An 18,994-nucleotide genomic window follows, 5' to 3' on the forward strand; every position below is an offset into this window, starting at 1 on the left:
CTCCTGTTATGAGTGGTCGCGGTCGGATTCTTTCTCACCAAGTTTCTTGGTTGCCACAGCGGCCGCGCCAATCGCCGCTCCGGCAACACCGGCGGCGAGAGCTGCAGCACCGGCTGATATTGATGACCCTCGGTCAGCAGTTATTGGAGCATGAATCGCCGAAGGGGTGATCTGTTTGACCTCCGCCTGGGTGTGAAGCGGGATGGTGAACCCGACCCCCTGTTCGGTACAGCCGAAGCAGGGATGCCCCGTTCCGACCGGCCAGGCCCCGGAGCCGACATCGCAGAAAGGGACCGCCGGGCAGTTAGCATAGGTCATGGGGCCCTTGCAGCCGAGCTTATAGAGGCAGTATCCCTGACGATGTCCGTCGTCACCGAACTTCTCGGCAAAACGTCCGGCATCAAAATGGGGACGCCGCTCACAGTTTTCATGGATCAGCCGGCCGTAGGCAAATTTCGGCCGCCCTTTTTCATCGAGGGCCGGCAGCTTTTTGAAAGTCAGGAAGTGCAAAACAGTGGAAAGGAAGTTATACGGATTCGGGGGGCAACCCGGAATGGTAACAACCGTATGGCCTTTCAGTACCTGGGGCAACCCGGTGGCCCCGGTGGGATTCGGCCCGGAGGAAGGAATGCCACCCCAGGAAGCACAGGACCCGATGGCAACCAGCGCCGCCGCCTTGGCAGCGGTTTCCTTCACGATGTCCACAAATGGCCGGCCGGCGATCTGGCAGTAGACTCCGCCATCCTTTAACGGAATTGCGCCTTCGACCACCAGAATGAACTTGCCGTGGTTCTCCTCGATGGAGCGGTGCATAAAGTCCTCGGCCTGATGACCGGCTCCGACATTCAATGTTTCGTTATAATCAAGGGAAATGAGGTCCAGAATCAGACTTTCGAGGGTGGGGTGGGAAGGCCTGAGGAGCGTTTCGGTGCAGCCGGTACACCCCTGGCCGGACAACCAGATGACCGTTGGTCTTCTGGCCGAAGTGATGGCTTCGGCAATCTGTGGCGCAACCTCGAGAGGCAGCCCCATACTTGCAGCCATCACCGTACAGAATTTCATAAAATCACGGCGGGAAACGCCGCTCAGCCTGCCTGTAACCTTTTCAAAGTGTGTCTGCTTCATTTATCCCCTCTTTGATTAGGGTTTAAGTCGGTCTCACAATGAGGCCGGTTTGCTCTGGTGAAAACCTTAACACATCTATGTCGTTGCCCGCCGTCGCAACTGACGGAATGCTCATCATGGCTTCGGGGCTCGGGCTGCAAGCCTCTTTTTTACACCACCAAAACTGAATCAAGTCAAGAAAATTTCCTGAATCGCGATTCAGCTTTCCGTGATATTTCCGCAACAAATACTATTATCCAAATGATTTCACGTTTCATGGGAACATTTCCATCTTTTTTTAAAAATTTATTTTAGCCTTCAATTTTTTGCAGTACCCTTCCGGCCCATGACAAAAAGAAATCACTCCTTAAATTCAGGTCTGATCGACCCGGCCACTCTGCTCAGGGAAATCCTAGTCGAGGAGAGCGCCTCCGGATACCCCCTTGCCCGCGAAATTCTTGCCCGGGCTGGAAAAATTCCGTTTAAGGTTGTCCCGGACGGATATAATCCCATGGCCGCCGATGAAAAAAAAAGCAGGACCGATTTTACCGGGAACCTGAACCGGGGCAAGAACATCCTGCTCCTCACCATCAACCGGGGCAGGTTTTTCAAGCCCTGTCCGGCCACCCGTGAATATCGCTGTTGTGATTATCAGGTGCTGAACATCGGCATGAACTGCCCGATGGACTGTGTGTACTGCATCCTTCAGTCCTACCTCAACAATCCCTGGCTCTCGTTTTTCGTAAACACCGACGACCTGTTAAATGAAATGGAAGCAGCGTTCCGGGCAGAACCGGAGCGGTTATGGCGAATCGGGACCGGTGAATTCACCGACAGCATGGCCCTTGACAGCCTGACCGGGTTGAGCGGAATTCTGATAGATTTCATGAAAGATAAAGAAAATGCGGTCCTTGAGCTGAAGACCAAGAGCGCTTACATCGAAAACCTGAAAGGGCTCGACCATGGCGGCAGAACCATCCTCGCGTGGTCTTTGAACAGCCCGCCGATCATGGGACGGGAGGAGCTGAAAACAGCGTCTCTCAACCAGCGGCTTGATGCGGCGGCTGAATGCGCTGCCCTCGGTTATCGGCTGGCCTTTCATTTCGACCCGATCATCCATCACCCCGGCTGGCAGGATGGATACTGCAGCACCATTCAGACTCTGTATGCAAAGGTTCCGGCAGAAAGCATCGTCTGGATCAGCATGGGCTGCCTCAGGTACATCCCGAAACTGAAAGAAATAGCCACCGACCGTTTCCCTAAATCAAGATTTTTTTACGATGAATTCGTCATGGGGTTGGACGGCAAAAGCCGCTACTTCCGCACCCAAAGAACAGAGATGTACAAACAGATCTACAGCGAGCTGAAACGTTTTGCCGCAGAATCAACCTGTATCTACCTGTGCATGGAAAGCGACGAGATCTGGCAGGAGGTTTTCGGGTACACCCCAAGTGAACACTCCACTCTGCCGACCATGCTCGACCGCGCCGCGGGGCTTCAGAACAGCTGATTCCGGACCCGGAAAAAATTCCTAGTGGATTTGCGGAGATGAATCTCTTCCGCTGCAACTCTTGTGATAGTCGATAATGGCATTGATCTCGGCTGGCGACATCTGACCGAGGGCCTTGCTCAGATTGTCGGCATTCAATTTCCGGATATTTCTGACCGGACAATCGAGATTCAGCAGATTATGCCCATGTGGGCAATGTTCAACCAGAGTTTTTACTTCCTGCAACTTCAGATTGTGTCCGTCATTATTCTTCGCCATTATCGGTCCCCCTTAATTGAATAATGATAAGAGTTACTGTCCCCATTATACTCTTGGTGGATTTTTCCCACAAGGCGCAGACTTTTCCCTGCAAAATTTGAGAAACTCATAAAAACCTGTTCCCTCTCCAGTTCCTGCAGAAAACTTTCCCGGCAGGGCCATTCCGGCAAATCGTCCCCTTGGAAGCGCAGAGCAAACACCCTCTCGTCAAGCAATTTTCACCCTCGGAAAACAATTGCCTTTAAACGGCGAGAAACTTGTATTAGAGTCTTTTTTTGACAACCCCGTCCGGCCGGGATCACAACATCCTCGGCGTGACGGCAACTGAACCCTTTTTTCACCCTTCGGGTACACGTTTCGTACGAGCAGGCTAGCTGCTCAACCGAAGCTTGATACCTGTAATCAACTCTTTATCAGCAAGGAATGAAAGATGATCAACAAGGCAATTCTCATCGGCAACCTCGGAGGGGACCCGGAAATGCGCTATACCCAGAGCGGAAGCGCTGTGGCCAATTTCAATCTGGCCACCACCGAAACCTGGACCAAGGACGGCAAGAAAGAAGAAAAAACAGAATGGCACAGGATTGTCGCTTTTCAGCGCCTCGGGGAGATCTGCGGCGAATACCTCTCCAAGGGAAGCCGGGTGTATATCGAGGGCAAGATCCAGACCCGTCAGTGGGAAGACCGTGACGGCAACAAAAGATACACGACCGAAATCGTCGCCCGGGAGATGAAGATGTTGAGCCCCCGTGGCTCCGGAGGAGACCAGATGCCCTCCTACAACGATGAGCCGCCCCTGCCTGAACCATCAATGGGGGATGATGTTCCGTTTTAACCCCTTGTTTCAAATCTCGGTTTGAGCGCCTTAAAAGCAGCGGGAAATCTCACTGTTTGAAACTGGGCGCAGAGCACCGGATGAGGATCTTCGTTTCTCCGGTTATTCTGCCGTTTTAGAACAGTGGCTCTCCGCTGTCTCAGTCCTGTGAAAAAGAGCCTTTCGCGCACTGCTGTCGAAAGGCTCTTTTTTTCTTGATTCGACCGCAACTTGACACACCGGCCAAGCAAAATTATATGTTTGGCAGACAGAAAAATTTAATTACAACCGCTAACCGGAACTAAATTTCATGGACTACTATAAAGTACTCGGTGTCGACCGGAAGGCCGACGCGGGTCAGATCAAAAAAGCGTATCGCAAACTCGCCCTCAAATATCACCCCGACCGCAACAAGGGGGATAAAGAAGCGGAAGAGACATTTAAAAAGATCAGTGAAGCGTATGCCGTTCTGTCCGACAAGGAGAAAAGGCAGCAATACGACACCTTCGGTGCGGAAGGCTTCCAGCAACGATACAGTCAGGAAGACATTTTCCGTAACGTTGACCTGGGCGACATCTTAAAAGAGTTCGGAATCAATTTCGGCGGCGGCGCCACCTCATTCACCTTTGGCTCCTCCAGAGGAGGGACGGGAGCAAATCCCTTCGGTGCTTTTTTCCAGCAGGGTGGCGGACAACCCGGTGGCGGCTGACGCTCTTCTTCCTTTGGAGGCGGTCAGTCTCATCAAATAAAGGGGAACGATCTCAGTCTGGAAATGGCCATCACCCTGCCTGAAGTTCTGCACGGCGCAGAAAAAACCATCTCCCTCGGACGGGGTCTTTCCTCTGAAAAAGTTTCAGTAAAAATCCCTGCCGGAATATCCAGCGGTAAGAAACTCCGAGTTTCTGGAAAAGGATCTCCATCCCAGATGGGCGGCCCTCCGGGAGACCTCTATCTCCTGATCAAAGTTCTGCCCCATCCGGACTATATCCGTGATGATGACAACCTGATTATGGACAGGAAAATCCCTTTCAGCGCAGCGGTCCTCGGCGCCACCATTGAGGTGCCGACTCTGGAGGGGAAAAAGCTGCAGGTCAAGGTGCCGGCAGGAACCCAAGCCAACGCCAGGCTTCGCCTTAAAGGCCATGGCCTACCCACGGGGCCCAAGGGACCCCGGGGAGACCTGTTCGTGAAAGTCAATCTGGAAGTGCCCACAAAACTGAACAAAAACCAGAAAAAACTCCTGGATGAACTCCAGGAGGCGGGCTTATAGTTTTTTGCCGGTGATCTTCTCCAGCGCCTCTTGATAACGATCAGAGGTCCTGGTCAGGACCTCTCCCGGCAGCCGCGGCGCCGGGGGGGTCTTGTCCCAATCCAGCGAAGAGAGATAGTCCCGAAGATACTGTTTATCGAAACTCGGCTGTCCCTGGCCGGTTTTATACTGGTCAACCGGCCAGAATCTCGATGAATCCGGAGTCAACACCTCATCGATCAGAATCAGTTCATCACCATCCCAGCCCAGTTCGAATTTGGTATCTGCAATGATGATGCCTTTGGACCTCGCGTAATCGGCCGCTTTTTCGTAGAGGGCCACACAGACCTCGGCGATCCTCCTGGTCTCGTTGGCCCCGACGATCTCCTCCATTTTTTCCAGAGAGATGTTTTCATCGTGCATCCCCTGTTCCGCCTTGGTGGAAGGTGTAAAAAGAACCTGCGGGAACTTCTCAGATTCCTTCATCCCTGCGGGCAGCTTGAAACCGCAGACAGTCGTCCCTTTCTGATACGATTTCCAGAAAGAGCCGGAGATATACCCCCGGACAATACATTCAACCGGCAGGGGTTTTGCCTTTTTCACCAGCATGCTGCGCCCGGCAAGATCCTCGGCATAAGGGGCGCAGGAGGCGGGATATTGCTTCACATCGGCCGTGATGAGATGGGTCGGAATGACGTCTTTTAAAAAATCAAACCAGAACAGGGACAGGCTCGTGAGTATCCTGCCCTTGTCCGGCACCGGCTCTTCCATAACCACGTCAAAGGCGGAAATCCTGTCTGTAGCAACCATCAACAGTTTATCATCCACCTCATAGAGGTCCCGGACCTTGCCGCGATGAACAAGTTTCAGATCGGGAAAATTTGTTTCAGTAATTGCAGTTGTCATCGTCTCACCCTCTTGACTCAATATTTTCTAAAATATATTCCCTGCCGACTATTCGATATTCTTTTTTCAGGTCCGGTGAAACCATTTCCTGATTTCATCCGCAGAAAAAAATCTCACCACTGGCCGACCATGGGGGCAATGGGAGAAGACATCATTTTTCTCCATCTCGCCGAGCAAACTTTCCAGCTCGGGGAGCAGCAGGGAATGATTGGCCTTGATCGCCGCCTTGCAGGCCATTCCGGCCAGCAGGTGATCAAGGGAGGCCCTGCCGCCCCTAGCAGTTCCGTCGTCGGCAAGCTGCCGCATGACAGAGAAGAAAACCTCTTCCGGCGGCAGATGAGACATGATGGCAGGAATTGCCTTCAAAACATAGGTCGAACCGCCGAACTCCTGAAGTTCGAGCCCCAGCCTTGCAAGTTCCCCGCCCTCCTCCTCAATGACCCCAATCTCCTCGGCGGCAAGCTCCATGGTCTTCGGGAACATCAGCCTCTGGCTGGCCAGTCTCCCTGCCGCCAGCTGGTTTTTCAGCCGCTCGAAGATCAATCTTTCCTGGGCGGCATGCTGGTCAATGGCCACCAGCCCATCCTTCCCTTCGCAGAGGATATAGGAATCAAACAGCTGGCCGATGACCCTCAGTTGCCCCATCCGTTTTTCCGCTTCAGTTCCGGCGGCTCTCCTTTCAGGCTCATGACCCTCGGTCCCGGTTGAGCCATCCGGGGGACTCCCCAATCGGGCAGCAGATGTCTCCCCGACCTGAACATCATAACGGACAACGGGTTCCGAGAACAGCGAAGCCGGGACGGTCTTCTCAATCTTTGTCTCCCGGGGGGCAGCAGACTCCCTGGGGAAAGCAGCAGCGTCCCGCGCCACATGCCGGTCCGGAAAAAGACGCTCCTTCTCGGCGGTCGCCCCGATACCGCCCTGAACAGGACTCCGCCCCCCACCGAAAAGCGCCGTTCTGATCCCGCTCTGGTAGTTCAACAATGCCTGCCCGACCGCAGAAACGATGGCCTGATGGACCTGCCCGGATTTATGAAATCTCACTTCCTGCTTGGTCGGATGGACGTTGACATCAATCACATTGGCGGGCAGGTCAAGGGAGATCACTCCGGCGGGCTGGCGGCCAATCATCAGAAAGTTCCTCATCCCTTCCGCAACCGCATGGGTAATCAGGCGATCCCGCACCGGCCGGCCGTTGACAAAGGCCCTGAGCCGGGCAGCCGGGCCATGGGGCTGGTCGGGAGGCAGAAGGAAACCGGAAACCTTCAGTTCCGTTCCAGCATCAGCAGCGGCCAGGTCAAGAAGGACCTCCTCCCCGCCAAGACCGAGGAGCAGCCTGATCCTGGAAACAACGCCGCTCTTTCCCACCCCGGGAAGAGCAAGAATTTCCCGGCCGTTCACCGCATACTTCAGTGAACACTCAGGGGAAACCAGTCCGTAGTTTTTGACAACCTCATCGATATGGGCAAGTTCGGTGCGGGTGGTTTTCAGGAATTTTTTTCTGGCCGGAACATTGCCGAACAGGTCTCTCACCTCGACCACCGTTCCGCGCTGACAGCCCATTTCATGGACCTTCACAACCTTGCCGAAACGCACTTCAACCTTACATCCCAGTGGAAAGTCAACCGGTCTGGAGGTGATGGACATTCTGGATACCGAAGCAATGCTGGGGACCGCCTCACCCCGGAAACCGAGGGTCTTGATTTGATCGAGTTCTTCTACGGACGAGATCTTGCTGGTCGCGTGTCTTTCAAGACAGAGGAGGACATCGTCCTGGTCCATGCCCCCACCGTCATCGATCACCCGCAACAGGGACGTGCCGCCACCCTCAACCTGAATGGAGATATTCCGGGCCCCGGCGTCAAGGGAGTTCTCCAGGAGTTCCTTGACAACCGACGCAGGCCTCTCGACAACCTCTCCGGCAGCGATCTGGTTCGCCAGATTCTCGGGAAGTATCCTTATTCTGGACAATGGTCACACGCCCCGGTCGGTTTGAGATGATACATCCCTCGACAGCAGCCCCCCGGATGGAATTGAACCGGGCTGGATGATCTCAATCACAAAAAGCTTAATATATTGAGTTTCAGCCACTGGGGATCCCACCATTCCAGGGGATTCACAAAAACCCCGTTGATCAGAACACTATAATGAAGATGATCGCCCCCTGCCATTCCGGTATTTCCGGACAGACCGATCACCGTCTCGGTGGTGACCATGTCACCCACCGCGCCACTGATCTGTGAAAGGTGTGAATACAAGGTGAACACCCCGAGTCCGTGGTCGATGATGACCATGTTCCCGTAAATTCCGAGATAGTCTGCAAAGACAATGACACCACGATTGGAGGCAAAAACCTCTGCCTGCTGAGTCGAAGCAAGGTCTATCCCGAGATGAACCTGCTGGTCGACTTCCTGCCCGTTGTAATAGTAGGTCCGGTATTCGGCAAATCCGGCCCTGCGGCTGCTCCTTGCCATTCTCTGGAAACGTCCTTCCCAGAGCATTTCCGGTCTTGACTTGCTGCAGATTTCCCTGATCTTGTCGCCATTCTCGTTGCGGATCCGGTTGTTGATTTCAAGATACTGTTCCAGCGGTTCCTTACCGACCAATTCCGGATAGTAGTGATCAAACTCCGGCAGTTTCCCCTCGAGAAAACCATCACTCACATTGATCCGGTCTCTCTTGATCGCAGCCTTGCGCATGATCATCCCGAAAGGCTTGGCGGCAAGATTTCCCGCCAGGTCTGTCGCATCAACCGTGGCTTTTTCGATCCGCGCGGCATTGTACTCCACCGCAATAATCGCCCCGTAAACCCCTTCTCCTTTCTGGGGCAGTGGGAAGCCGGGATGAAAATAGCCATTGATCGTGACCCCGTGCCGCTCGACCTCTTCACCGACCTTATAGATCACGATCCCAGCACCACCGGGAATGATATACCTCGGAGAATCAATGATATTCAGCAGCGGGGGCCTGGTATCGAGAATCAGGGGGTACGTCATGGTGGTCTCGTTGCCGTTCATCATGTCCCACCAGGAATAATCACGGACACTCACCATCAGTTGGGCTTCACCGTCCTTGAACTTTCCTTTGACCGTGTTCAGTTTGACAATCTCCCGAATCTTTTCCGGCCCGGAATTGTGCAGAAAACCCTGTCTCGGGTATGTATTCCGATAGACCTCCAACTCCTTTGCACCTTGAACCAGCCTGATCTCAACTGAACGAAGGCCGCTTTTGCCATCGGTGAAAACAAGCTCGCATTCTTTACTGACCCCCACCCTGGTGATGTCGGTAAGGAGGCTTAATTGCGGCCGCTCCCGTTCGTAAAAGTTCATCAGTACGATACCGATCGCGATAGCAACCAGCACGGGGATGAACATGAAAATCAGGGGTTTTCTGGGTTTTGCCGAGTCGATATTTTCAAGTGATTCCAAAAGCACACCTCTTTTACAGTTATTTAATTCCCGGTTTTATATCATATAATCCGTACGGATCGGTCCAGAAGCACAAGGTCCCGGATGATCAAATCCGAGGGTGGAAAAGAGTAACATGTTCCGGGGAAAATGGGTAGGGGCACAGCTGTTTCTCCCCTGATTTTCTTGACATGTCCGCACGCTGACTCTATACCATACAGACAGCGTGGTTTTCCGCGACAAATTGAAATTGCAGAGAACCTGAACAATCCAACCAGCAAAATTTCCGCCAGAGATGAAATATCACACCATCATCGCCGGAGCCGGACCGGCAGGCCTCGCCTGTGCCAGAGTTCTTGGCGAAGCAGGGAAAAAAGTCCTGATAGTTGAAGAAAAATCGGTGGTGGGGCAGAAAATATGCGCGGGGGGAATCACCTGGTCAGGGATCAGCCGCTTTCTGCCCCCTGATCTTATTGAAAAGTCTTTCCCGATCCAGCATCTCCGTACTCCCCGGCAGAGGATAACACTCTGCAGCCCTTTCCCCCTAGTCTCGACGGTCAACCGCAAAAAACTTGGCGCGTGGATGCTGCAACAGGCCCTTGAAGCAGGCGCTGAAATGGTGACCGCCCGAGTGTCCGGCTTCAGCGGGAACTCCGTGGAGACAAGCAGCGGGACCTTTGAGGGGGACTATGTTGTCGGCGCTGACGGATCAAGCTCAACCATTCGCAGGCTTTCCGGTATCCCCCGGGAAAAATATGGCATCGGAATCAACTATTCGGTCCCCGGAGATTTTAAGAATATGGAATGGCATCTTGACTATAACCTCTTTGGGAATGGCTATGCCTGGATCTTCCCGCACCGGGAGTGCGCATCCATAGGAGTCTTTGCCGGCCATCTCTCTATCAAGGCAGATCGACTGAAAAAAAATTTTCACCTCTGGTGCAAAAATCGTGGTATTAATCTTGACGGTTTGAGGCTGACTGCCGCCCTGATCAACTACGACTATCGGGGCTGGCGCTTCGGCAACCTGTTCCTGGCAGGAGACGCCGCAGGTCTTGCCTCCCCTCTCACCGGTGAAGGGATTTATCCGGGCATTATTTCCGGGGAGGAAATTGCAAAAACCATCCTCAACCGGAATCATGACCAGAGTGTCATGCAACGCCTTCTCAAGAGACACAGGTTTCATCTCGGAATGGTGGAATTCACTGCCCGCAGCCGACTGCTCTGCAACTTGACAACAGAACTGGCGGCGCTGGCCCTTCGTTCCGGGGTTTTGCCCTTTAACAAAATTGAAATGACCGGCTGACATTCTCCGGGGAGTCTGCAATGAGCGACAGCAAAAAGAAAAACACCATCATTTACAATCTCGTATTTTTAGCCATCTGCGGCGGGCTATTCCTCTTCCTCTGGAACGCACCTCCGGAAACAACTCACAGACTGCCGCACGACTCCGACCACGAGCGATTCCATGCGATGGGCAAAAAAGATGCGGAAAAATTCTGCACCGAATGCCACAATCCGGAGGGAGTAAAACCTCTGCCTGAAAATCATCCGCCGAAATACCGCTGTCTGTTCTGCCACAAGAAAGACGGCTGAGAAATCCAACCTTATAAAAATCGGGCAATGAGCAAATCTTTTCAGTACGAGTGCACCACTCAATCAGAAACCGGGAAACTGGCCGTAGCCCTGGCTGCTCTTGCAATCCCCGGCGACATCATTCTTTTAAATGGCCCTCTTGGCGCCGGAAAAACCACCTTCTGCCAGTATTTCGGGACCGGACTGGGGGTTCCGGAAACCTGCTACATTACCAGCCCCACGTTCAGCCTTCTCCATGAATATCCCGGCAGGATGCCCATGTATCATCTGGACCTCTACAGACTGGCCAACGAAAACGAAATCGAGGAACTCGGATTTCCGGACTATCTCTATGGAAACGGCGTCTCACTCATCGAATGGCCGGACCGGCTGGGAACCCTCACCCCGGAAGAACATCTGCTGATCATGATCACCCCCACCGGCGACCTATCGCGGAACTACTCATTCTGCGCAATCGGCAATCAGTGGTCGATGCGGATCGACTTACTCAAAGACCAACTGAAGCGAGCAAAGACCGACACCTTCTGAAGGTCAGGCGGCTTTCGGATAATTTCCGGGGGAATCCCATTCGTGGGGCAAAATCGGAGGGAGGTTGATCGTGGCCCGTGCCCGGTCACAGCGATCATTGCAGACACCGTTTACCCAGGAGGCAGGAAAATCGCGACAGACCGAGGAACGTCTTTCATAAATTGAGCAGGACACCCTCCTGCCGATAACTCCCAGCAAAGCGACACACCGATCACCTCCCGGTTCGGTGGTCAACATACAGCGACGAAAAGGGGTCAGCTGCCTTGTCATCTCAACCGGCACCCCGTTTTCAGAAACATCATCCGCCTCGGCCCAGTAAAACGATGCACGATACATGGCACAACAGGCTCCGCAGTCCAGACACGGGTTAAATCCTTCGCGACCCATACGACACAACCTATTGAAATAATTGTGATTTAAAGAATAAATACAATTGTCTGCCGAATTCAGGCGAGTGAATATGCGTTATTTCATCTGAAAATGCAAGACAATGTTCAGCAAGATGGAACAGGAAGAGAAAGATTGCTTTTGCTCCGCAAAAGAGGATATCATCTCGTTTCCGCCGACCGCGACAACCTTAACTGATTGCATGTTCAGAGATTTTGATGCAGGAAAAACACGAAATTCGGCCAGACCAGTCGATAGAACTATTGAAAGAGCTGCATATCCTTACCCGTGACGGGAAACTGAATCAGGACAGCAGACGCAAACTCAAGCAGGTCTATCATCTCTATCATTTTATCGAGCCACTCCTCAAATCCGTTCAGGAAGATCATTCCGACATCACCCTGGTCGATCATGGTGCCGGGAAATCGTATCTCGGATTCATCCTCTACGACCTGTTCTTCAAGAATCAGGACAACGACTCGCATATTTTCGGCATCGAAACACGGGAAGAGCTGGTGCTGAAATCTCAGGCCCTGGCAGCCCGGCTGAATTTTCCCGGCATGTCATTCCTTGAATTATCGGTCGCTGAGTCCATTGACTCCGGATTCCTGCCGGCAAAGGTGGATGTGGTGACGGCATTGCATGCCTGCGATACCGCCACCGATGACGCCATTCGTTTTGCCCTGAGGAAACAGGCGCAATTTATCGTCGTGGTGCCTTGTTGCCAGGCCGAAGTTGCGGCGCTGTTACGGAAAAACAAGGGAGAGGCGCTGGCCTTAAGCAGCTTAACCGAAATCTGGCGGCATTCCCTCCATACTCGCGAATTCGGCAGCCTGGTCACCAATGTACTTCGTTGCCTGCAACTCGAAGCGCATGGCTACCAGGTCACGGTCACCGAACTGGTCGGCTGGGAGCACTCCATGAAAAACGAACTGATTATCGCCCGCTACAAGGACCTGCCGCGTCGCCGCCCAAGAGAAAGGTTACAGGAAATACTGATGACCCTCGGGCTTGAGGAATTGAGTTCCAGATTTTTCACCGGGACATAAATTTCCGGCATTGCTCAACTATTCCGCTTTGCATATTTTTCGACAACCTTGGCCAGAATGTCTCGGATGATCGGCTTGGTCAGGACATCGTTCATCCCGGCATCAAGACATTTCTGTCGATCCTCCGCCCTCGCGTGAGCTGTTAGCCCGACAATCGGAACCGGGTCCTGCCTTCCGGCAAGACATTCATATTCATCACGCTGCCCCAGGCTTTCGATCTCCCGGATCTTCCTGGTCGCAGTCAGGCCATCCATATTCGGCATCTGGATATCCATCAGGATTAGGTCATAAACTCCGTTCTTGACCTTGTCCAGCGCCGCCACTCCATCCCCGGCGACATCAACCACACACCCCTGTTTTTTGATCAGAATCAGCGCCAGTTTCTGGTTGACCGGGTTATCCTCCACCAGCAGAACTCTTCCCGGTTCAGCTCCGGCCTCGGCAGTTGCTTTTCTCGATTCTTTTTCTGCTGCCAGGGCCGCCCGCCCCGGACCTTCTTCGTCCTTGATCATATTCAAAGCAAAATAAAAGCAGCTCCCCTCACCAGGGGTGCTTTCGATCTCAATGGCACCTCCCATCAAACCGACCAGCTCGGTACAGATTGATAAACCGAGTCCAGTTCCACCATATTTCCTGGTCGTGGTACCATCCGCCTGAACAAACTTTTCAAATATTGCTTTCTGCCGCTCAGGCGGGATCCCGATCCCGGTATCACTGACCGAGAACTTCACTCTTGGTCCCATTCTGCCGTTTTTCAGCCTTTCAATCCGGATCTCAATTTTTCCTTTTTCGGTAAACTTCAGCGCGTTGCCGACCAGATTGATCATGACCTGGCGAAGGCGGTTTCTATCGCCAAGATAGAACAACGGCAGATCAGAGCCAACCTCGGTTGTCACTTCCACCCCTTTCGCTTTTGCCGGCAACACGAACATCCCCGATACCGATTCGATCAGCTCGGCCATGTTGTAGGGAATCACCTCAAGCTCCATTTTGCCGGCTTCAATCTTGGAAAGATCGAGGATGTCATTGATCAGGGCAAGCAGGCTCTCGGCAGAATTTTTGACGGTTTTGGCATAGTCTTTCTGGGTGGCGTCAAGATTCGTCTCCTGGAGCAGTCCGCTGAAACCGATAATGGCATTCATCGGCGTCCGTAACTCATGGCTCATATTGGCCAGAAACTCGCTCTTCATCTTGCTGGCATTCATAAGCTGCAGATTAGTCTCTCTTAATTCCGCAGTTCTTTCGGCGATATCCTTCTCCAGATTCCTTGCGTATTCCTGCTCCTTTTCCTGGATCACCTCGTATTGCCGATAATTATCTCCGATCAGCTTGCTGTGCTGGCTCTTCATGACCTCAATCTGGCGACGTAACTGCTCCTGTCCGATTACCGACTCTTTCTGCTCAAGCCTGACCTGGGCCAGATCCACGGAGTTCTTCAGCATCGCTGTTAAAAACGGGGCCATTTCGATCTGGACGTCTGATTCTGGGAACTCGGTCAGCAACAAGGCATTCAAGGACGAAACAGGTAAGGCGTAAACACTCCTGCCGGATACTGTTTTTCTGGTTACCCCTCCTGTGGCAGCATCGGAAGCAAGTGCTTTTTTTATATCATCCGGGAGAAATGAGAAAGGAGGCTCATCGGCAGGATGGTAGCTGCCGTCATTTCCCATGAGCTGAAAAATTGCTCCGGGCAGGAGTTCCCGGATCTGCAAGAGAAATGAGTCATACTTTTCGTTGCCGTCTTCAAGATCACCAAACACATCATCGAGGACGATATCATCCTGCATCACGAACTCTCCCTGACGATGTTATGGGGTAAACCAAAAACCCAGCTCCCGGTTCCTAAATGAATTTCAGGCCGACTCCCCATAGAGCTCCCTGGCCTTGGCCATTTCCCCGGGAAGATCCTTGACAATCACCTTGTAATTATCAAGTTTCTGTTTCACATGACTTACCAGCGACGGAGCGAGAGGTTCAACCTGTCCCTTCACCACCGAATATTTCATTTTCCCGGCAAAATACTCGGCCAGTTGGACGATTCCGATAGCACTCTCCGGTGGGAATTCCCGTTCCTTGTCATGGTGAAATCTCACGGCCTTCAGAACTTCATCCGGAAGCCCCCATTCACGGGCCAGCGCGCCCCCGACCTTGCAATGATCGGTGCCGACAATCTCCCGCTCAAATTCTATGATTGACCTGTCCCCCGGGATATAGGCGACAAACGCTTTACGCAGAAGATCTCCGGCAACCTGATCTTCAGCCACCATTCCGATATCGTGAATGATCCCCGCCAGAAAACAATCTTCACCCGCAAGCCCGAAGATTCTCTTGGCAATCATTTCCGACAGAATCGCCACGGTTGCCGAATGGAACCAGAGGTTGGTTCTGGAGAATCCGCCATTGACTGGAACCTCATCTTTATAAATATCTCTTAAGGCTTCAATCGCCACCAGATTGCGCAGGTTTGCCATGCCCATGAAAACCACAGCTTTGGATATGGATTCGATCTTGTTCACCAGACCGAAATAAGGGCTGTTTACAAGTTTGAGCATCCGGGTTATCAGGACGGGATCCAATTTGATGATCTCTTCGAAATCACGCATGGTTGCATTCCCGGATTTGATCAGCTGATTCACCTTTATTGCAACATGGGGCAATGTTTTCAGGTCGCTGTATTTCCTGACGATCTTGTCGGCGCTGAACATATGGGTATTGGTTATCCGCAGTAATATATCATCCAGTAAACGACAGGAGTAAGGAGAGGATATATTTGGTTATAATTCTTTCAAGCCAGCTCAGATAAAGGCTTTCCCGATTCCTGGTCGAGCCCGTAAGGTCGATTTTATTGAGTTGTCATGCCGGACCTGATCCATCATCCTGACTACCTCAAATGGATAATGAAAAATTGATCAACTGACAGTGTTTCCATTTGAGTCATTCCCGATTATTCCAATTCCTCCGCCGCAACCTCCAGAAGCTCTTCCAGTTCCGCCACCCAGTCACCAATCTCCAGGCTCCCTTCCCTGCCGGCCCGTTCGATTTCGTAGGCAATCGCCCGGACTCCTTCGATACCCAGGCTTGCCGCAGCACCTTTCAAGCTGTGCGCAGCTTTCATTACCCCCTCCGGATCAGCATCATCAAGGGCTTCGTTAATCTTCTCCAGATCAGACGCCGCGGAGGTATTGAACAGATCAATCAGTTCCGCCAGAACCTCTTCATCATCCGCTGCCTGTTCCAGGGCAAAATCCCGGTCCCATTCCAAATCTACCATTTCACTCCCTCCGTGAGGCGGCTCTTATGAACCCTAGAATAACCAGAAAAATTCATACTCATTTTCATTATGCAGAATTATTACAACACTGGGCAAGAAAAATAAGGCTATTGTCGGCAAGGCTGAAAATATCCGCAGACTGGCTCTATCCATTACACGGCAGAACGCAGCAATGCGTAAAGGGCCATCCCCCCTCAGCCATCTTACAGCCACACAAGTTTCATGTATAAAACCGAATCGATTAGTGATGAGTGTTCGGCGAAAAAAGCTCCATCATCCCCCACGACCCACGGCAAGGATCGAGGCAAAGGGGACCACCCCTTCCCGGACCGGCATCAGATGATGCTCCCGTATTGAGACGATGGTCGATCCCAACCCCCCGGGAGCGGGACCACCATCGAGCACGAAATCGATTCCAGTTCGAAAAAAATCACGAACCTGCTCCGCTGAAACGGCGCCCGGCAACCCGCTCGGATTGGCGCTGGTCCCGGTTATCACTCCACCCGAAGCTGCGGTAAGTCTCGTGGCCAGAGGATGCGATGACCACCTGATGCCGACCGTCCCGTGAGAATCGGTGAGGAGTTCAGGCAAATTCCCGCTGCCCGCAAAAATAAGGGTCAAAGGCCCGGGCCAGAATTCCTTTATCAGTGAGGTATAGAGCCCCGGTGTGCCTTTGGTCAGGAGCGACAACCTGCTCAACCCATCGATCAGGACCAGAATTGGCTTGTCGTGGGAACGACCTTTCAGGTCAAAGAGCCGCCGCAAGGCTTCCGGATTAAAAGGGTCGGCGGCAAGACCGTAAAAGGTTTCAGTCGGGAAAGCAACTATCCCGCCTCCCCTGATGATTTCCGCTGCCCTGTTTATTGCTGCGGCCGAAACTGATGAGGCGGAATCGATCATGTTCACAGGGATTATTGCTCCAGCTTTCGGGCCTTTTCCTCAACCTGGGCGACCATTTCAGCTTTAAAAGCAGACAATTTCCCGGCCATTGCAGAATCGGTGACCCCAATAATCTGGGCGGCAAGAATGGCTGCATTTTTGGCGCCTGCCTTGCCGATCCCCATGGTGGCAACCGGAATGCCGGGCGGCATCTGTACGGTTGACAGTAGGGCATCCAGGCCGTTCAGGGAAGAGGCATCAATCGGCACACCAATGACCGGCAGGGTGGTGTGAGCCGCCAGGACCCCCGCCAGATGCGCAGCCATCCCCGCAGCAGCTACGATTGCCTTCAACCCCCGATCTCTGGCCGTGGTTGCGTATTTTGCGGCCCGTTCAGGGGTCCGGTGAGCGGAAGCCACGGTAATTTCGTACGGAATATCGAATTTTTTCAGCTGGTCCACACACGCCTGCATGATCGGCAGATCCGAATCACTTCCCATTACGATACCAATCATCATCAACTCCTGTCCCCGTTGCACGGAGAAGTTAATAGTTAATAGTTAAGAGTTGAGAGTTGAGAGTTCATAAACCCAGGGATTTGGTATATTTTTTAAGCCCGGGGTTGTTTCCACTCTTCACTCTTAGCTTTTCATTCTTCATTCCCTGCGAAGTGCCTTCTGCCCGATATCTTTGCGATAGAAACTGTCCTGCCAGGAGATCATCCCGGCCGCTTGGTAGGCCGAATCAATCGCCTGCTTCAGATTTTCTCCAATGGCGGTGACACCGAGAACCCTGCCTCCCGCATTCACGATCTCGCCATCCTTTTCCGCTGTTCCGGCGTGAAACACGACCACCTCAGGAACCTTGCCAGCCTCTGACAGACCACGAATTTTTCTCCCTTTCTCGTAGGGCCCGGGATAGCCACCGGAAGCGATCACCACACAGACTGTGGGTCGCGGGTCGATCTCGAGTTCAATTTCGGCCAACCTCCCTTCGATCACCGCTTCCATAATATCCACCAAGTCGGTTTTGAGGCGCATCAACAGCGGCTGTGCTTCCGGATCACCAAAACGGCAGTTGAACTCAAGAACCTGTATTTTCCCCTGATCTATCATAAGCCCGGCATACAGTATCCCCTGATAATCACACCCTTCTGCAGCCATTGCCTTGACAGTTTTATACATGACCTTTTCCATGACCTCATCATGTATCTCACGGGTGACGACCGGGGCCGGGGAGTACGCCCCCATACCGCCGGTGTTCGGCCCCTTGTCACCATCATAGACCGCTTTGTGGTCCTGGGAACTCGGCAGGGGAAGTACCGTTTTCCCATCGGTGAAGGCAAGAAAAGAGGCCTCCTCCCCCACCAGGAAATCTTCAACAACCAGCCTGCTGCCGGCCTCGCCGAAGGCTTTTTCGGACATGATCAGGTCAACAGCAGCAACAGCTTCTTCCGTAGTTGCCGCAACAATCACCCCTTTTCCGGCTGCAAGTCCGTCCGCTTTGATCACAAGCGGTCCCGCCTTTTTTCTGATATAGGCAACCGCTTTCTCCCGATCCGTAAAAACTTCATAGGCAGCTGAGGGGATCCCGTATTTTTTAAACAGATCCTTGGTGAAGACCTTGCTCCCCTCCAGGGCTGCAGCTTTACCGGAAGGACCGAAAATTTTCAGCCCCCTTGCCTTGAAAATATCAACGATCCCGAGGGTCAGCGGAACTTCCGGTCCAACCACCGTCAAATCGACCTTTTCTGACGCTGCGTAATCCGCCAGTTTTTCACAATCGGAGGAGCTGATCGCAACGCATTCGGCCATCTGACTGATTCCCGCGTTTCCGGGTGCACAGACAATCCTGTCAACCCTGGGACTCTGTGAAAGTTTCCAGATCAGAGCGTGCTCCCTTCCCCCAGAGCCAACTACCAGTATTTTCATCATTAATTCTCCTTCATCAACAACACTTGTCAATCCTTTCTTTTGCGAAAAAACATCGTACCCGCATGACAATATGATTGTCAATATCGATGCCTTGCGATCTCT

Annotated in this window: 20 protein-coding genes; 8 read left to right on the top strand and 12 right to left on the bottom strand. The window is 52.7% G+C overall.

What is annotated here, in order from left to right; all coding sequences use genetic code 11:
- Nucleotides 1-6 precede the first annotated feature (6 nt).
- Complete coding sequence (locus tag KKG35_00460; protein MBU1736588.1) at nt 7-1,125, bottom strand: hydrogenase small subunit; 1,119 nt, start codon at nt 1,123-1,125, stop codon at nt 7-9.
- Nucleotides 1,126-1,450: 325 nt separating this feature from the next.
- Between KKG35_00460 and KKG35_00465 the strand changes: the two genes are divergently transcribed.
- Nucleotides 1,451-2,614, top strand: a complete 1,164-nt coding sequence (locus KKG35_00465; protein ID MBU1736589.1) for a DNA photolyase — start codon at nt 1,451-1,453, stop codon at nt 2,612-2,614.
- A gap of 21 nt (nt 2,615-2,635) precedes the next feature.
- Here the strand turns inward: KKG35_00465 and KKG35_00470 are convergent, their stop codons facing one another.
- Nucleotides 2,636-2,872, bottom strand: a complete 237-nt coding sequence (locus tag KKG35_00470) for a hypothetical protein (protein MBU1736590.1) — start codon at nt 2,870-2,872, stop codon at nt 2,636-2,638.
- A 430-nt stretch (nt 2,873-3,302) separates the two neighbouring features.
- On the opposite strand from KKG35_00470, the gene KKG35_00475 reads away from it, so the two are divergent.
- From KKG35_00475 to KKG35_00485, 3 genes are all read left to right on the top strand, one after another.
- Complete coding sequence (locus tag KKG35_00475) at nt 3,303-3,707, top strand: single-stranded DNA-binding protein (protein ID MBU1736591.1); 405 nt, start codon at nt 3,303-3,305, stop codon at nt 3,705-3,707.
- Nucleotides 3,708-3,996: 289 nt separating this feature from the next.
- Nucleotides 3,997-4,395, top strand: a complete 399-nt coding sequence (locus KKG35_00480) for a DnaJ domain-containing protein (protein MBU1736592.1) — start codon at nt 3,997-3,999, stop codon at nt 4,393-4,395.
- A gap of 63 nt (nt 4,396-4,458) precedes the next feature.
- The gene (locus tag KKG35_00485; GenBank protein ID MBU1736593.1) at nt 4,459-4,956 is read left to right on the top strand and encodes a hypothetical protein; all 498 of its coding nucleotides are present in this window, start codon (nt 4,459-4,461) and stop codon (nt 4,954-4,956) included.
- Here the strand turns inward: KKG35_00485 and KKG35_00490 are convergent.
- From KKG35_00490 to KKG35_00500, 3 genes are all read right to left on the bottom strand, one after another.
- Nucleotides 4,951-5,841, bottom strand: a complete 891-nt coding sequence (locus KKG35_00490; protein MBU1736594.1) for a phosphoribosylaminoimidazolesuccinocarboxamide synthase — start codon at nt 5,839-5,841, stop codon at nt 4,951-4,953. The genes KKG35_00485 and KKG35_00490 overlap by 6 nt on opposite strands.
- A 66-nt stretch (nt 5,842-5,907) precedes the next feature.
- Nucleotides 5,908-7,812: a DNA mismatch repair endonuclease MutL gene (gene mutL, locus KKG35_00495; protein ID MBU1736595.1), complete on the bottom strand. Its 1,905-nt coding sequence runs from the start codon at nt 7,810-7,812 to the stop codon at nt 5,908-5,910.
- Between the two features lie 86 nt (nt 7,813-7,898).
- Nucleotides 7,899-9,269 (bottom strand): M23 family metallopeptidase, encoded by a 1,371-nt coding sequence (locus KKG35_00500; GenBank protein ID MBU1736596.1) that lies wholly within the window; start codon nt 9,267-9,269, stop codon nt 7,899-7,901.
- A 274-nt stretch (nt 9,270-9,543) separates the two neighbouring features.
- On the opposite strand from KKG35_00500, the gene KKG35_00505 reads away from it, so the two are divergent.
- Genes KKG35_00505 through tsaE form a run of 3 tightly spaced genes read left to right on the top strand, consistent with a single transcriptional unit; the run spans nt 9,544 to nt 11,372 of the window.
- On the top strand, nt 9,544-10,554 hold the full coding sequence (locus KKG35_00505; protein MBU1736597.1) for an NAD(P)/FAD-dependent oxidoreductase: 1,011 nt from the start codon (nt 9,544-9,546) through the stop codon (nt 10,552-10,554).
- A 20-nt stretch (nt 10,555-10,574) separates the two neighbouring features.
- On the top strand, nt 10,575-10,844 hold the full coding sequence (locus KKG35_00510) for a hypothetical protein (GenBank protein ID MBU1736598.1): 270 nt from the start codon (nt 10,575-10,577) through the stop codon (nt 10,842-10,844).
- Nucleotides 10,845-10,871: 27 nt separating this feature from the next.
- Nucleotides 10,872-11,372, top strand: a complete 501-nt coding sequence (gene tsaE, locus KKG35_00515; GenBank protein MBU1736599.1) for a tRNA (adenosine(37)-N6)-threonylcarbamoyltransferase complex ATPase subunit type 1 TsaE — start codon at nt 10,872-10,874, stop codon at nt 11,370-11,372.
- Nucleotides 11,373-11,375: 3 nt separating this feature from the next.
- Here the strand turns inward: tsaE and KKG35_00520 are convergent, their stop codons facing one another.
- Nucleotides 11,376-11,759, bottom strand: coding sequence for a YkgJ family cysteine cluster protein (locus KKG35_00520; GenBank protein ID MBU1736600.1), 384 nt, complete (start codon nt 11,757-11,759; stop codon nt 11,376-11,378).
- A gap of 218 nt (nt 11,760-11,977) precedes the next feature.
- Here KKG35_00520 and KKG35_00525 point away from each other — a divergent pair, with 218 nt between their 5' ends.
- On the top strand, nt 11,978-12,808 hold the full coding sequence (locus KKG35_00525; protein ID MBU1736601.1) for an SAM-dependent methyltransferase: 831 nt from the start codon (nt 11,978-11,980) through the stop codon (nt 12,806-12,808).
- Between the two features lie 14 nt (nt 12,809-12,822).
- Here KKG35_00525 and KKG35_00530 read toward each other — a convergent pair whose 3' ends face one another.
- The 6 genes from KKG35_00530 to purD form a co-directional block, all read right to left on the bottom strand.
- Nucleotides 12,823-14,595: a response regulator gene (locus KKG35_00530; protein ID MBU1736602.1), complete on the bottom strand. Its 1,773-nt coding sequence runs from the start codon at nt 14,593-14,595 to the stop codon at nt 12,823-12,825.
- Nucleotides 14,596-14,661: 66 nt separating this feature from the next.
- Complete coding sequence (locus KKG35_00535) at nt 14,662-15,513, bottom strand: HDOD domain-containing protein (GenBank protein ID MBU1736603.1); 852 nt, start codon at nt 15,511-15,513, stop codon at nt 14,662-14,664.
- A gap of 239 nt (nt 15,514-15,752) precedes the next feature.
- A complete protein-coding gene (locus KKG35_00540; protein MBU1736604.1) occupies nt 15,753-16,079 on the bottom strand; it encodes an Hpt domain-containing protein in 327 nt (108 codons plus the stop codon).
- 273 nt (nt 16,080-16,352) lie between these two features.
- A complete protein-coding gene (locus KKG35_00545) occupies nt 16,353-16,979 on the bottom strand; it encodes a threonylcarbamoyl-AMP synthase (protein ID MBU1736605.1) in 627 nt (208 codons plus the stop codon).
- 11 nt (nt 16,980-16,990) lie between these two features.
- Complete coding sequence (purE, locus tag KKG35_00550) at nt 16,991-17,476, bottom strand: 5-(carboxyamino)imidazole ribonucleotide mutase (protein MBU1736606.1); 486 nt, start codon at nt 17,474-17,476, stop codon at nt 16,991-16,993.
- 138 nt (nt 17,477-17,614) lie between these two features.
- A complete protein-coding gene (gene purD, locus KKG35_00555; GenBank protein MBU1736607.1) occupies nt 17,615-18,889 on the bottom strand; it encodes a phosphoribosylamine--glycine ligase in 1,275 nt (424 codons plus the stop codon).
- Between the last annotated feature and the right edge of the window lie 105 nt (nt 18,890-18,994).

Source organism: Pseudomonadota bacterium (genome assembly GCA_018823285.1).
Taxonomy (GTDB): domain Bacteria; phylum Desulfobacterota; class Desulfobulbia; order Desulfobulbales; family JAGXFP01; genus JAHJIQ01.

Excerpts from the sequence above, each read along its gene's own strand:
- KKG35_00460 (MBU1736588.1), bottom strand. The coding sequence starts at position 1,125 with ATGAAGCAGACACACTTTGAAAAGGTTACAGGCAGGCTGAGCGGCGTT.
- KKG35_00465 (MBU1736589.1), top strand. The coding sequence starts at position 1,451 with ATGACAAAAAGAAATCACTCCTTAAATTCAGGTCTGATCGACCCGGCC.
- KKG35_00470 (MBU1736590.1), bottom strand. The coding sequence starts at position 2,872 with ATGGCGAAGAATAATGACGGACACAATCTGAAGTTGCAGGAAGTAAAA.
- KKG35_00475 (MBU1736591.1), top strand. The coding sequence starts at position 3,303 with ATGATCAACAAGGCAATTCTCATCGGCAACCTCGGAGGGGACCCGGAA.
- KKG35_00480 (MBU1736592.1), top strand. The coding sequence starts at position 3,997 with ATGGACTACTATAAAGTACTCGGTGTCGACCGGAAGGCCGACGCGGGT.
- KKG35_00485 (MBU1736593.1), top strand. The coding sequence starts at position 4,459 with ATGGCCATCACCCTGCCTGAAGTTCTGCACGGCGCAGAAAAAACCATC.
- KKG35_00490 (MBU1736594.1), bottom strand. The coding sequence starts at position 5,841 with ATGACAACTGCAATTACTGAAACAAATTTTCCCGATCTGAAACTTGTT.
- KKG35_00505 (MBU1736597.1), top strand. The coding sequence starts at position 9,544 with ATGAAATATCACACCATCATCGCCGGAGCCGGACCGGCAGGCCTCGCC.
- KKG35_00510 (MBU1736598.1), top strand. The coding sequence starts at position 10,575 with ATGAGCGACAGCAAAAAGAAAAACACCATCATTTACAATCTCGTATTT.
- tsaE (MBU1736599.1), top strand. The coding sequence starts at position 10,872 with ATGAGCAAATCTTTTCAGTACGAGTGCACCACTCAATCAGAAACCGGG.
- KKG35_00520 (MBU1736600.1), bottom strand. The coding sequence starts at position 11,759 with ATGGGTCGCGAAGGATTTAACCCGTGTCTGGACTGCGGAGCCTGTTGT.
- KKG35_00525 (MBU1736601.1), top strand. The coding sequence starts at position 11,978 with ATGCAGGAAAAACACGAAATTCGGCCAGACCAGTCGATAGAACTATTG.
- KKG35_00530 (MBU1736602.1), bottom strand. The coding sequence starts at position 14,595 with ATGCAGGATGATATCGTCCTCGATGATGTGTTTGGTGATCTTGAAGAC.
- KKG35_00535 (MBU1736603.1), bottom strand. The coding sequence starts at position 15,513 with ATGTTCAGCGCCGACAAGATCGTCAGGAAATACAGCGACCTGAAAACA.
- KKG35_00540 (MBU1736604.1), bottom strand. The coding sequence starts at position 16,079 with ATGGTAGATTTGGAATGGGACCGGGATTTTGCCCTGGAACAGGCAGCG.
- KKG35_00545 (MBU1736605.1), bottom strand. The coding sequence starts at position 16,979 with ATGATCGATTCCGCCTCATCAGTTTCGGCCGCAGCAATAAACAGGGCA.
- purE (MBU1736606.1), bottom strand. The coding sequence starts at position 17,476 with ATGATGATTGGTATCGTAATGGGAAGTGATTCGGATCTGCCGATCATG.
- purD (MBU1736607.1), bottom strand. The coding sequence starts at position 18,889 with ATGAAAATACTGGTAGTTGGCTCTGGGGGAAGGGAGCACGCTCTGATC.